We start from the raw sequence: 12,102 nt of genomic DNA on the forward strand, positions 1-12,102 counted from the left end.
CCTTGAAATTCCTTCCGGACCAAGGGGCGCGCCCTAGTTCTTCGGCCGAAAATGGCCCGGCCAGTCCTTGAGCCGGATCCGGCTGAGGTCCTGGATTGCGCCCAGGGTGCCCCACTCGTCCAGGCCCAGGCGGGCCAGCGGCTCCAGCAGGTCGATCCGCGGGTGGCTGCCCGCCAGCACCGCGCTGCTCACGGCAGCATGCGTCACTTCGCCAAACACCAGGGTGGAGTCCCCCATCGGCAGTGTCGAGTGGAGCCGGCATTCGAGCACGGCCGGGGATTCCTTAACCCGCGGCGCGGACACGGTGACGCTCGGCTCCCGGGTCAGCCCGACGGCGTCGAACTCGCTGATGTCCGGCGGGAAGTTGGTGCCGGTGGCGTTGACCTCTTCCAGGAGTGACGCCGGGGCCAGGTTGACCACGAACTCCCCCGACCCGGTGATGTTGCGGAGCGAGTCCTTCTCCCCCACCGAGGTGAACTGCACGATGGGGGGATTCGTGGACGCTACGGTAAAGAACGAGTGCGGCGCAAGGTTGTCGACGCCCTCGGGCGAAACACTGGAAACCCAGGCGATCGGCCGGGGCACCACCACCGCGGTGAGCAGCCGGTAGAAATCACGGGCGGAGGTGGCCGAGGGGCTGAAATCAGTGCGCATATTGCCAGACTAACGGCCCTGGCAGGCTACGAAGGAGACAGGATATGAGGTCCCAGCCGTACCGTTCACCATCAACCGGGCGCCACGTGCGCGCCGTCCTCTTCGACACCTTCGGGACGGTGGTGGACTGGCGCACCGGCGTGGCCCGCGAGGTGGCGGCCTTCGCCGCGGAACGGGGGCAGGAGGTGGACGCGGAGGCCTTCGCGGACCAGTGGCGCGCCCTGTACCAGCCTGCCCTGGAAGCCATCCGCACCGGCAGCCGTGAATTCGCCACACTGGACACGCTCCACCGCGAAAACCTGGACCAGGTGCTCCGCCGCCACGGCTTCCACCCGGAGCGGCTCGATGCGGGAGCCCTAGAGAAGCTCAACAAGTCCTGGCACCGGCTCCCGCCGTGGCCGGACAGTGTGGAAGGCCTGGCAGCCATCCGCCGCCGCTACATTGTGGGACCCCTGTCCAACGGCAACACCTCCCTGCTGCTGGACATGGCCAGGAACGCTGGCCTGCCGTGGGACGTGATCATCGGCTCGGACATGACCCGCACCTACAAGCCGCTGCCGCAGGCCTACCTGCGGACTGCAGAGTTCCTGGATCTGCACCCCGGCGAGGTGATGCTCGCGGCGGCCCACAACAGCGACCTGCACGCGGCCCGGACAGCGGGACTGGCTACGGCCTTCATCGCCCGCCCCACCGAATACGGACCGGGCCAGACGGCCGACCTTGCCCCGGAGAGCGACTGGGACCTTGCCGTGTCAAGCATTCCGGAACTGGCGGACCGCCTCGGGGCCTGAACCGATCCGCCCACCGGACCCTACGGATGCACCAGCACCTTCACCGCCGTGTCCTTGTGGTTGATCAGGGTGTCGAAGCCCTGCTCCACCAGGTCCTCCAGCGCGATCCGGCCGGTGATGAACGGCTTGAGGTCCACCTTGCCCTCCTGCACCATATTGATCACGGCGGGGTGGTCGCGGACGTAGGCGATGGTGCCGCGCAGGTCGATCTCCTTGAGCACCAGCTTCTGCATGTCCACGGTGGCGGGTGCGCCCCAGATGGACACGTTGACCACCACAGCGCCCGGCCGGACGGCGTCGAGCATGGTGTCCAGCACCGCGTTCACGCCGGCGCATTCGAACGCGACGTCGGCCCCGGCACCGCCGGTGAGCTCCCGCACCCGCTCCGGGACGTCCTCCTTGCTCGGGTCCAGCACGTGGTCAGCTACGCCGCTGGAGGTGGCCTTCTCCTTGCGCGCCTGGGTGAGCTCGCTGATGATCGTGGTCACCCCCATGCCTTTCAGGACCGCGGCGGTGAGCAGCCCGATCGGCCCGGAGCCGCCCACCAGCGCGGTGTCGCCGGCCTTCACGCCGCTGCGCGCCACCGCGTGGTGCGCCACGGACAGCGGCTCGATCAGCGCCGCCTCGTCCAGCGGGATGTTCCCGATGGGGTGCACCCAGCGCGCGTCCACCACGATCTTCTCGCTCAGTCCTCCCCCGCCCCCGGACAGCCCAATGAAGCCCATCTGCCGGCACAGGTGGTAGCTGCCCGCCTGGCACATGTCGCAGTCGCCGTCCACGAAATAGGGTTCGACGACGACGTTGTCCCCCTTCGCCAGGCCCGTCACCCCTTCGCCCACTTCTGAGACAGTCCCGGAGAATTCGTGCCCCAGGGTCACCGGGGATTCCTCGTGGGAGAGTGGGTGCGTATGGCCGGGCGCCGGGCAGAAGATGGGGCCCTCCAGGTACTCGTGCAGGTCGGTGCCGCAGATGCCGCACCACGCGACGTCGATCTTCACCGCCCCGGCGCGGAGTTCCGGCTCCGGGATGTCCTCGATCCGGATGTCCTTGCGGGCGTGGAAGCGTGCTGCCTTCATGGGGTTCCTTTCAGCGGGTGTGGTGGCTGGGCTGCAGTTCGTACACCGGCGTCTCCAGCCCCTCCATCCGGGCCTTGAGCTGCAGCGCCAGATAGGAGGAGTAGTGCCGGCTCTGGTGCAGGTTGCCGCCGTGGATCCAGAGGTTGGGGACGTTGGTTGGTTTCCACATATTGCGCAGCTCCCCCTCCCACGGACCAGGGTCTTTTGGCGTGTCCGAGCCGTACCCCCAGCACTTGCCCACCCGGTCCGCGATCTCGGGTGAGACCAGGTCCGCCAGCCACCCGTTCATGGACCCGTAGCCGGTGGCGTAGACGATCAGGTCGGCCTCCAGCTCGGTGCCGTCGTCCATCACCACGGCGTTGCCGGTGATCTTGGCGACCTGCCCGTTCTTCAGCTTCACCCGTCCGTCGATGATCAGCTGGGAGGCGCCGACGTCGATGTAGTAGCCGGAGCCGCGCCGCAGGTACTTCAGGAACAGGCCGGACCCGTCCACGCCGAAGTCCAGCTCGAACCCGGCGGCCTCCAGCTGGGAGTAGAACGCGGCGTCCCGCCTGGCCATCTCCTGGTACACGGGCACCTGCGCCTCGGGCAGGATGCGCATGGGCAGCGAGGCGAAGAGCAGGTCGGCCTTCTCCGTGGTCACCCCGGAAGCCAGGGCACGTTCCGAGTACAGGTCCCCCAACGCCAGATCCATCAGCGATTCGCTGCGGGCGATGTGGGTGGAGGAGCGCTGCACCATGGTGACGTCGGCGCCGTGCTCCCAGAGGTCGGCGCAGATATCGTGCGCGGAATTGTTGGAGCCGATCACCACAGCCTTCTTCCCGGTCCAGTCCCCGCCACCGGGGTGCTGGGAGGAGTGCCGCTGCTCCCCCAGGAAGCTCTCGGCGCCGTCAAAGGCGGGGATGTTCGGGTAGCCGGAGACGCCCAGGGCGAAGACGAGCTGCTTGGGCCGGAGGGTCACTGGTGACCCGTTGCGGAGGACGTTGACCGCCCATTCCTGCGTGCCGTCGTCGTACTCGGCGCCCACGCACTCGGTGCCGGACCAGTAGTTCAGCTCCATGATGCGGGTGTAGTGCTCCAGCCAGTCGCCGATCTTGTCCTTGGCGGCGAAGACGGGCCAGTCGTCCGGGAACTTCAGGTAGGGCAGGTGGTCGTACCAGACGGGGTCGTGCAGGTGCAGGGACTTGTAGCGGTTGCGCCAGGAGTCGCCCGGGTTCTGGTTCTTCTCGATCACGAGGGTGGGCACGCCCAACCGCTTGAGCCGCGCCGCGAGGCCGATGCCGCCCTGCCCACCGCCGATGATCACGCAGTAGGGCTGCTCCTCGTAGCCCAGCCGTGCCTCCTGCTCCTCCTTGAGTTCCTTCCAGGAGCGGCGGCCGCGAACGATTTCGTGCGCCACGCCCTGCTCGCGGCGCGGGCCCCTCTTCTCCTCGAAGCCCTTCAGCTCCTGCATGGTGGTGAGCAGCGTCCAGCATTTGCCGTTGCGCAGCCGGAGGTGGCCGTAGCCGCGGGCGGCGCCGGTCTCGAACGTGATCCAGGCTTCCACGGTCCCATCAGGAGCGGCGCTGCCGGTGGCGTCCTCCGCGAGCGCCCAGTTGGCCGGCTGCACGTGGTCCAGCGTGGCCTGGAGCATGCGGCGGATGTCCGCCTTGCCTTCCAGGGTTTTCAGGTTCCAGGTGAACGCCACGAAGTCGCGCCAGTAGCTGTCCTCCTCGAAGAGGTCCAGCGCGGCGTCCACGTCGCGGCGCTGCAGCGCGCCGTCCAGGCTGGCCAGCCAGGCCTGCGCGGCGGCGGTGGGTGTTTCGGTCATCTCCACTCCTTTGTGTGCGGTCCCTCAGGTGGTCCGGGCGGCCCCCGCCCGCCGGGGTCCCGCGGTATGCTGGGGCGGGCGTGAGCTGCATCACTATTGGAACGCGGCGGGGGTAACAAGCGCGTTACACGGGCGCTGCCGGCAAGGACGCCGGCGGTGAGGAGGAGACGGTGGACTACGGCCTGAGGTTTTCGGACCCGGCGAAGTACGCGCGTGCCCTGCGCCGCGCGCACGAGCTGGTCATTGCCGGTGTCCCGCGCCCGGAGATCCCCGTGCCGCTGGCGGAGTCGTGGCGGCGGTCCATGGCGCTGGGCATCAGCCCGGACCAGCACAGCCCGCGGCATCTGCACGACCCGTCCGAGGTGCACCAGCTGCGGCGGGAGCACCGGCTGCAGCGGGTGATGCCGGCGCTGCAGGACCTGCTGGCCGACGATTCCAGTTCCGGCCGGCACCTGCTGGTGCTCACCGACGCCGGCGGGGAGATTCTGTGGCGGGTGGGCAGCCGGGAGGCGCTGCGCCGGGCGGACCGGCTGGAGTTCTCCGAGGGGGCGGACTGGTCCGAGGCGGGGATCGGCACCAACGCCATCAGCGTGGCGCTGGTCACCGGCGGGCCGGTGCAGCTGTTCTCCGCCGAGCACCTGGTCCGCGCCCACCACGACTGGGCCTGCACGGCGGCGCCCATCACGGACCCTTTGACGGGTGCGTTGCTGGGCGTGCTGGATGTTTCCGGGCCGCTGGACACCATCAGCGCGGACACGCTGCGGATGGTGCGGTGCGCGGTCCGGGTGGCCGAGTCGCTGCTGGGAACGTCCGACGGCGGAGCCTCCCTGGGTGCGTCGTCTTCCGTGCGTGCGTCCCGGCAGGCTGTCCGCCGGCCTGGTGTTGCGGTTTCAGCGCTGGAGCTGCTTGGGGACCATCCTGCCGGGGTGTTTGCCGACGGCAGCAGGGTGCCGCTGACGCTGCGCCGGGCGGAGATCCTGGCGCTGCTGGATTCCCGGTCGCAGGGATGGAGCGCCGAGGAACTGGCGTACGAGCTGCACGGCGACGCGGGCACGCCGCAGGCCATCCGGACGGAGATGTTCCGGGTCCGGTCGATGCTGGGTGATGCGGTGGAGTCGAACCCGTATCGGCTTGCCGCCGGGCTGGTTGGGTGTTCGGACTCGGGGCGGGTGCTGCGGCTGCTGCGCGAGGGCCGCGTGGGCGAGGCACTGGAGGCCTACACCGCTCCTCTTCTCAGCCGGTCCGGTGTTCTGGCTGTGCAGCTGCTGCGGGACCAGCTGGATATGGCTGTTGGGGCGGCTGTAAGGACCAGTGGGGATGCCGGACTGCTTATGCGGTGGCTGTCCACGGACATGGGGGCTGCGGACTTTGAAGCCGTGGAAGCCTTGGGGCAGATTCTGGGACGCGGGGATGCGCGGTACTTAGCGTTCCGTGCTTCGTCCGCCATCGCTTAACGAGGGCCGCCCGGGGGGATTACAACCTGGTGGTGGCCTGTAGCACGTCCAGGGGCACGGGCCGGTGAAGGTGCTGGGCATCGAGGCTGACGTGAACATCACGGTGGGCCTGCCGGTGATCCGGACGTCCGTGGACCACGGCACCGCGTTCGACATCGCCGGCAAGGCGATCGCCGATTCCCGGTCCATGGTGGAGGCGCTGCACCAGGCGGCGGAGATGGCCACCCGGCCGTCCGTCGCCGTGTAGGTCACCGGTTTGATTGGGGGCCGGAACTAGCATGGGTAGCACTGCCACCGCCATGCCCACGGGAACGAGACCGGGAATGCTGAGCGCAAACGCGCGGCGCGAGGAGATCTACCACCTTGCCGTGACCACCGGCCTGGCCTCCGTGGAAGAACTCTCCGCCCGGTTCGAGGTGACCGCCTCCACCATCCGCCGCGACCTGGCGTTGCTGAACGGCCAGGGCCGCCTGGCCCGCACCTACGGCGGCGCCATGGCCCTGGGCGCGCACCCGGAGGCGTCGCTACGCCAGCGCAACCGCGAGGCGTTCGAGCAGAAACACGCAATCGCACGCTGGGCGGCGTCGGTGATCCGGCCCGGGGAGAACATCCTGCTCGACGCCGGCTCCACCGTGGGTGCCCTGGCCCACGAACTGCGCGGCTTCGAGAAGCTGTCCGTCACGACGCCGGGCATCAACACCATGCAGGAGCTGGCCGATTCCGAGGGCATCGAGGTGGACTGCCTGGGCGGTCGGCTGCGGAGCCTTTCGCAGAGCTTCGTGGGGCCGCTGGCCGAGGCGGCACTGGAGCGGATGAGCTTCGACCGGGTGTTCCTGGGCGCGGACGCCGTCACCGCCGAGGACAGCATTTGCGAGGCGGACCACGACCAGACCCGCCTCAAAGAGCTCATGGCCCGGCGCGGGCGGGAGGTCTACGTGCTGGCGGACTCCTCGAAGCTCGGGCTGCGGCCTTTCCATGCGTGGGCCCGTTTGGCGTTGCCGTGGACTCTGGTGACGGACGACGGTCCCGATCCCGCTCAGGTGCAGAAGTTCCGGGACGCGGGGGTTGGGGTTGAGGAGGCGGCTGTTGCGGGGGTTGAGCCGTTGCCAGCATCGATGTGCACGGCGAAGGCACTATGTGAGCGTGCCCGAAGCTATGGCAATCTCACTACGGCCTATGGATCTTAGATGCCGTAGGTTCCGCCTAGCAACGGCTAGCTTGACCAGTGCGCAGGTAGCAAATAGTTTCCGTGCGGCGCTGGCGAACAAGTGCGCAGGTACCAAGGGTCCGTGAATGGCATCCGCTGGCCGCCGCCATGCTTTGAGAAGGTGCCGGGCTTCGCGGGCAGCCCTCCGTACCACCTTTTCGAAACGGGTATTGTGACTCCGGCGCCCTCCGTGCCGAGGTAATCACCGACGGCCACCATTACGCGGAAGTCAGCCGCCGTTCCACCGCTAAAGCCCCCGCCGCCAGCGTTTGCTACTTCGATCCCGCCATCCTTTTCTACGCAGGCCTTACCCACGCGGATGAGGATTCCAGCCGCCCACAGTTCAGCGCGGTCGATGATTATTCTGTCCGGCGTTGCGAAAAGAATACGGAGGATGATGTCGCGCGAGGCGCGCCTAACAGTCAGTTTCTGTGCCTCAAATTCGACGTCCCAGTTCGTCGTCGAGTGGCGGAGCTCGCCTCGCCGAACAACCAGGACAGGATTATTATCGGCATCCCGCATCGATAAATCAAAGGAGATAAATCCGTCTTCCTCAAAGCGAATTCTGAAGATAGGTTCTCCGTCCACCTCGATGATTGTGGTGTCCGGCACGTTGGTCGAAGCGATGAATTCGAAGGATCCTAGCTCGACGTTGAGCTTCGGCCCGTCGAAGTACAGCGGGTGCTTCTTACCTATGGGCTTGGCGCGGTTTATTGGATTTTTGTTTGCCTTGCGCACCGTCGGCACGGGCAGTCGCATGAGAGTTTTTTCGTTGTGGTGAAACGAGCAAAGCAGCGTCATCTGGTCAGGGTCGTGCCCAGTCTCTGCGTAGCCCTCTATATGATCGTATTGGAATGCAGGCGACCCGCAGAAGACACATCCAAATCCGCAACGCTGCCGAACAATCCTCTTGATCTCAGCGGGCAGGTGTTCTCGGTCTTGCGTCAAAGGGTTTGTCCATCCTCTACTTCTGGGCGGAATGTGCTCGAATTTCTCAGCTTTTCGGCACCTCACCACAATAGCGCTCGTCCAGGTCGGCGAGATTTCCCACCTGCCGTAACCACCGGTCTGGCCTCCGTGAGGAACTGTCCGCCCGGTCCGAAGTGACGGCCTTACCATCAGCCGCGACCTCGCCCTGCTGAACGGGCAGGGCCGCAGGCCCGCACCTACGGCGGCGCCATGGCTTTGGGAGCGCGCCCGGAGGCGTCGTTGCGGCAGAGCACCAGCGAGTGGTGCCTTTGATTTTCTTGATCGCGGTGTTGTGGGCCTCAACCTGCTGTCGCTTCATTGCTTCCACGTAGTGACCCGAAGCTCGGGACGTCGGTGTGATCAGGGTGTCAATGGCCATTAGTTTCTGCCCACGGACGGCCAGTTGATGTGCCCGCTGGTGGCCAGTAAATCTGCCCGGTGATGGCCAATAGATCTGCCCACTGCTTGGTTCGGTGGGATTGGCCATCGTCGAGGGTTTGTTAGTTCAGTTGGGTGACTCCTTTTCCGGCGAGGGCCTGGGTGAGGCGGATGGAGTCGCCGTTGGTTTGGCAGACGTGGGCGTGGTGTAGGAGCCGGTCAACGGTGGCCGTGGCGAGGGTTTTTGGCATGAGCTCGTCGAAGCCGGCGGGGTGAAGGTTCGAGCTGATCGCGACGGAGCGCTTTTCGTAGGCGGCGTCGACTACCCGGTAGAGTCCTTCAGCGGCGTCTGTGGCCACCGGGAGCAGGCCGATGTCATCGATCACCACGAGTTCCGCGCGGAGGATTCTGGTCACGGCGCGGGTGACGCTGTCGTCGGTGCGGTGGGCGCGGATGAGGGCGCCGAGGTCTTCGAGTCTGAACCAGGCCACGCGCATGCCGGCTTCGACGGCTTGCTGGCCGAGGGCTTCGAGGAAGAACGTTTTCCCGGTGCCGGAGGGTCCGCAGACGACGAGGTTTTCCCTGCGGGTGATCCATTCCAGGGTGCGCAGGGCTTGCTGGGTTGGGCTAGGGATGGACGAGACGGCGGGGTCCCAGGCGTCGAAGGTTTTCCCGGTCGGGAAGCCTGCTGCTTTGCGCCGGGTGGCGAGCATGGACCGGGCCCGGCCGGCGGCTTCTTCGGCGAAGAGTGCCTTGATGATCTCGGCCGGTTCCCAGCGTTGGGCGCGGGCGGTCGCGATCAGTTCCGGTGCGAGGGCACGGGCGTGGGGCATCTTCAGTTGCCGCATCAGCGCTTCGAGCTCGGACGGGAGGGCCGGGGCGGTGGTGCTTACGGGGCTCATCGGTTCTGCTCCTTGGCGGTGCTGGAGGGCGCTGCGCCCAGGCCTGCCCACGCGCTGGTGCCTTGGGTCAGGGAGCGGGTCTCGTCCGCGGCGTGGGTGGTGGTGCGTCTGACGTTCGCGTTCAGGATCGAGGCCAGGTCGCCGTGGGCGAAGCGGCCATGGAGTGCCGCGTCGCCCAGGGCCCGGTCCACTTGCTTGGTCCCGGCGATTTTGGCCAGGGTCACGGCCTCGGCCATTTTCAGGTTCATCCTCCCCGTCCCGGCCGCGGCGGCTTCGACCAACCACGTCGCCGCGCCGGCGCCGATGGCCAGGAATTCGGCTTCGTCGGCGGTGCGGGCTCTGGGTGTGTAATCGCCCGGGACCCGGGTTCTGATCCGGGGGAAGTGCTCATCGTTGATGGCAGGGCTGCCGGGCCTTGCCCGTTCGTGGCGGGCGACTTCGACCGGGCCGGTCGGGCCGTGGTGGACGATGATGACCTGTTCGTCAGGGCCGGTGCCGTAGACGCGGACGAACACCCTGGCCCCGAGCAAGTGCGCCGGGACGGAATACTGGGCGTTCTCGAACGTCACCATCGGGGTGTTCTCCGGGACCGTGCGGGCGAGCCCAAACGCGACCGTGTGAGCAGTCTCCGGGACCCGATGCAACCGGGGCGCCTCCTCTGCCAGCACCGCGGCCGGTTTACGCCGCGTGGCACGGTGCTCCCGGTTATTCACCTCGTCCATGAAGACCTCACACGCCTTCTCCAACTCCGCGAACGTGGAGTACTCGGCCCGCAAATTCGTATCGGTCGGCACCAGATCGGCCTTGGCCAGCTTCACCGACGCCTCGACCCCACCCTTCGTGGCCGGATCGGCCGGCTGGCAGGTCAGCACGGTCACCCCGTAATGTCGGGCGAAGTCCAGGGTCTGCTGGTTCCGCACCGGCACCCCGGCCACGTGCGCGGTGGTCACCGTCTTCTCGTTATCCGTCAGGACATAGGTCGGTGCACCGCCTATGATCCGGAAGGACCGGTCCAGCGCGGCGAAGACGCTCGGAGCGGTCCGGTCCCGCAGCGGGATCACGATCCGGAACCTTGAGAACGCGAGCCAGGCAACGAACAGGATGGTTTTTACGCCGCCGATCCGTGGCCCGTCGCCGAAGTCGTACTGCAGCCACATCCCAGGCTCGGTGATCCACGGCCGGTGCACGCGCACATGGCCCAACCGCCAGGCCGCTTTCACCTGCGCGATCGCCCGGCGGGTAGACCGCTCGGACCCCTCATAGCCTAGGGCGAGCAGCTTTTCGTGGGCTTTATCCGCGCGGATCCGGCCCTTGGACGTCTCGACCCATTCCTCGATCTTGGGCAAGAACGCGTCCGTGACACGATCACGGGGCGCCGGTTCAGCGATCGGCCGGCCCGCGTCCCGCGCCGCAACATGCCTGGCAACAGTGTGATGGGAACAGCCCGTGAGCTCCGCGGTGGCGCGCAACGATCCGGTCAGATCGTAGGCAGCAAGACTCTTCTATGGTTTGTGTCAAGCCATGATTGTCTGCAGCCTCCGGTAGAGCTGGCGTGCGACATAGCGTTTGAGGCAGCGCCGGATCTCACGTCGGTTCATCCCTTCGGAGGTTCGGCGCTCAGCGTAGGCTCTTGTTCTCGGGTCGAACGTCAGCCGTGTTCTTGCGATGACGTCCAGTGCGCGATTCAGCTGCCGGTCGCCGTTGCGGTTGAGCCGGTGTCGTGTGGTGTTTCCGGAGGACGCGGGGATGGGGCAGGCGCCGGCGAGGGCTGCGAAGGCGGCTTCGGAGCGGACCCTGCCGTGATGTGAGTAGGCTGCGAGGACCAGGGCTGCAGTCACCGGTCCGACCCCGGCTTCGTTTTGCAGTCCGGGAGCGAGTTGTTGAACCAGTTCGCCCAGGAGTGCTTTGTTTTCTTTCAGCGAAGCGGTTGAGGTCAGGATTTCCCGGGCGAGTCGGCGGGCTTCGTTTCTTGCCACTGCGACCTGGATGGGGTCGGCGGCTCGCGGCCGCCACGAGGCAACGAGTTCAATCTGCGCGTCCATCAGTGCACGCCGAGCATCAAGGCCCAAGTCGGTCGTCCGGACCAATGCGTTCAGCGCGTTGCGGTTGATGGTTCGTGCAGTGTCCAGGCGTCGTCTTGCGGCCAGGAGTACTGTGAGTGCTTCGCGGGTTCCTTCGGCTCGCGGCCGGACAAGCCGGGCGGTGTCTAATGCGTGCGTGGCGCGGGCTGCGGCGATGGCATCGATGGCATCAGACTTGCCCCTGCTTCCACGTGAGCCGCGCCGGGGCGGCCGGGCTTCAACCACGTGCAGTCCACTCCCGGTGAGTGCTCTGGTCAGGGCGGCGCCATAGGAGCCGGTGCCTTCGACCGCGACGATGACGGAACGCTCTGGCCCGCCAGCACGATGTATCCACGCGGCAGCTCTGTTGATGCCGCTCTCGCTGGCCGGAAAGGTCTTGGTTTCCTCGATAGCTCCAGTTCTGGCAGCCATCAGGGCGTAGGTGTGGGTGCGGGAGTGAGTATCCACTCCGACGATGAATTCGTACGTTTCCGCCACCATGGTCATGGGGCTGGGCTCCTTCCCGTAGTCGGTACCTGTGCGGTGCCAGTCCGGCTGGAGCTGCGTTGAGGCACTTCTCTAACGGGTCACGGCGCTCCCATCGGGGGAGCCCGGACAATCTTCTATCAGGCCATCAGCGCGGGCGGACCGGCGCAGGCCCGTTCCGAGGTGGACGAGTCTTGCTAAAGGCACCGAGCCTGATGAGGTTCGGGCCAGAATTTCCATGAGTCACACCCCGGAGGGGCCTGCACCAGCCTCCCAGCCAGCACCAGACCAGCCAAGACCATTAGAGAATTTCCA

General features: G+C 66.8%; 11 protein-coding genes. 4 read left to right on the forward strand and 7 right to left on the reverse strand.

Features of this window, described 5'->3' with window-relative positions; translation table 11 throughout:
- Positions 1-33 precede the first annotated feature (33 nt).
- Entirely contained in the window at positions 34-654 is a 621-nt protein-coding gene (locus tag ACTJK0_RS19930) for a flavin reductase family protein (protein WP_440746355.1), read from the reverse strand.
- 44 nt (positions 655-698) lie between these two features.
- Here ACTJK0_RS19930 and ACTJK0_RS19935 point away from each other — a divergent pair, with 44 nt between their 5' ends.
- Positions 699-1,445: a haloacid dehalogenase type II gene (locus ACTJK0_RS19935; protein ID WP_440746356.1), complete on the forward strand. Its 747-nt coding sequence runs from the start codon at positions 699-701 to the stop codon at positions 1,443-1,445.
- A gap of 20 nt (positions 1,446-1,465) precedes the next feature.
- On the opposite strand, the gene ACTJK0_RS19940 is transcribed toward ACTJK0_RS19935, so the two are convergent.
- Both ACTJK0_RS19940 and ACTJK0_RS19945 read right to left on the reverse strand, forming a co-directional pair.
- Positions 1,466-2,521: a 2,3-butanediol dehydrogenase gene (locus tag ACTJK0_RS19940; protein ID WP_440746357.1), complete on the reverse strand. Its 1,056-nt coding sequence runs from the start codon at positions 2,519-2,521 to the stop codon at positions 1,466-1,468.
- 10 nt (positions 2,522-2,531) lie between these two features.
- On the reverse strand, positions 2,532-4,331 hold the full coding sequence (locus ACTJK0_RS19945; RefSeq protein ID WP_440746358.1) for an NAD(P)-binding domain-containing protein: 1,800 nt from the start codon (positions 4,329-4,331) through the stop codon (positions 2,532-2,534).
- Positions 4,332-4,501: 170 nt separating this feature from the next.
- Here ACTJK0_RS19945 and ACTJK0_RS19950 point away from each other — a divergent pair, with 170 nt between their 5' ends.
- From ACTJK0_RS19950 to ACTJK0_RS19960, 3 genes are all read left to right on the forward strand, one after another.
- On the forward strand, positions 4,502-5,785 hold the full coding sequence (locus tag ACTJK0_RS19950; protein ID WP_440746359.1) for a GAF domain-containing protein: 1,284 nt from the start codon (positions 4,502-4,504) through the stop codon (positions 5,783-5,785).
- 64 nt (positions 5,786-5,849) lie between these two features.
- A complete protein-coding gene (locus ACTJK0_RS19955; protein WP_440746360.1) occupies positions 5,850-6,032 on the forward strand; it encodes a 4-hydroxythreonine-4-phosphate dehydrogenase PdxA in 183 nt (60 codons plus the stop codon).
- A gap of 76 nt (positions 6,033-6,108) precedes the next feature.
- Positions 6,109-6,972 carry a DeoR/GlpR family DNA-binding transcription regulator gene (locus ACTJK0_RS19960; protein ID WP_440746364.1) on the forward strand — a complete coding sequence of 288 codons (864 nt, stop codon included), beginning with the start codon at positions 6,109-6,111 and terminating at the stop codon, positions 6,970-6,972.
- A gap of 26 nt (positions 6,973-6,998) precedes the next feature.
- On the opposite strand, the gene ACTJK0_RS19965 is transcribed toward ACTJK0_RS19960, so the two are convergent.
- From ACTJK0_RS19965 to ACTJK0_RS19980, 4 genes are all read right to left on the reverse strand, one after another.
- Entirely contained in the window at positions 6,999-7,793 is a 795-nt protein-coding gene (locus ACTJK0_RS19965; protein ID WP_440746361.1) for a hypothetical protein, read from the reverse strand.
- 668 nt (positions 7,794-8,461) lie between these two features.
- Complete coding sequence (istB, locus tag ACTJK0_RS19970; protein WP_109864394.1) at positions 8,462-9,241, reverse strand: IS21-like element helper ATPase IstB; 780 nt, start codon at positions 9,239-9,241, stop codon at positions 8,462-8,464.
- On the reverse strand, positions 9,238-10,722 hold the full coding sequence (gene istA, locus ACTJK0_RS19975) for an IS21 family transposase (protein ID WP_440746365.1): 1,485 nt from the start codon (positions 10,720-10,722) through the stop codon (positions 9,238-9,240). Before istA ends, istB begins: the two co-directional genes overlap by 4 nt.
- 33 nt (positions 10,723-10,755) lie before the next feature.
- Positions 10,756-11,808 carry an IS110 family transposase gene (locus ACTJK0_RS19980; protein ID WP_440746202.1) on the reverse strand — a complete coding sequence of 351 codons (1,053 nt, stop codon included), beginning with the start codon at positions 11,806-11,808 and terminating at the stop codon, positions 10,756-10,758.
- Positions 11,809-12,102 lie beyond the last annotated feature (294 nt).

The sequence above is a fragment of the Paenarthrobacter sp. 22069 genome (assembly GCF_052046035.1).
Classification (GTDB): domain Bacteria; phylum Actinomycetota; class Actinomycetes; order Actinomycetales; family Micrococcaceae; genus Arthrobacter.

What these genes read in the sequence shown, in the direction of transcription:
- ACTJK0_RS19930 (WP_440746355.1), bottom strand. Translation starts at nt 654, where the DNA reads ATGCGCACTGATTTCAGCCCCTCGGCCACCTCCGCCCGTGATTTCTAC.
- ACTJK0_RS19935 (WP_440746356.1), top strand. Translation starts at nt 699, where the DNA reads ATGAGGTCCCAGCCGTACCGTTCACCATCAACCGGGCGCCACGTGCGC.
- ACTJK0_RS19940 (WP_440746357.1), bottom strand. Translation starts at nt 2,521, where the DNA reads ATGAAGGCAGCACGCTTCCACGCCCGCAAGGACATCCGGATCGAGGAC.
- ACTJK0_RS19945 (WP_440746358.1), bottom strand. Translation starts at nt 4,331, where the DNA reads ATGACCGAAACACCCACCGCCGCCGCGCAGGCCTGGCTGGCCAGCCTG.
- ACTJK0_RS19960 (WP_440746364.1), top strand. Translation starts at nt 6,109, where the DNA reads ATGCTGAGCGCAAACGCGCGGCGCGAGGAGATCTACCACCTTGCCGTG.
- ACTJK0_RS19965 (WP_440746361.1), bottom strand. Translation starts at nt 7,793, where the DNA reads ATGACGCTGCTTTGCTCGTTTCACCACAACGAAAAAACTCTCATGCGA.
- istB (WP_109864394.1), bottom strand. Translation starts at nt 9,241, where the DNA reads ATGAGCCCCGTAAGCACCACCGCCCCGGCCCTCCCGTCCGAGCTCGAA.
- ACTJK0_RS19980 (WP_440746202.1), bottom strand. Translation starts at nt 11,808, where the DNA reads ATGACCATGGTGGCGGAAACGTACGAATTCATCGTCGGAGTGGATACT.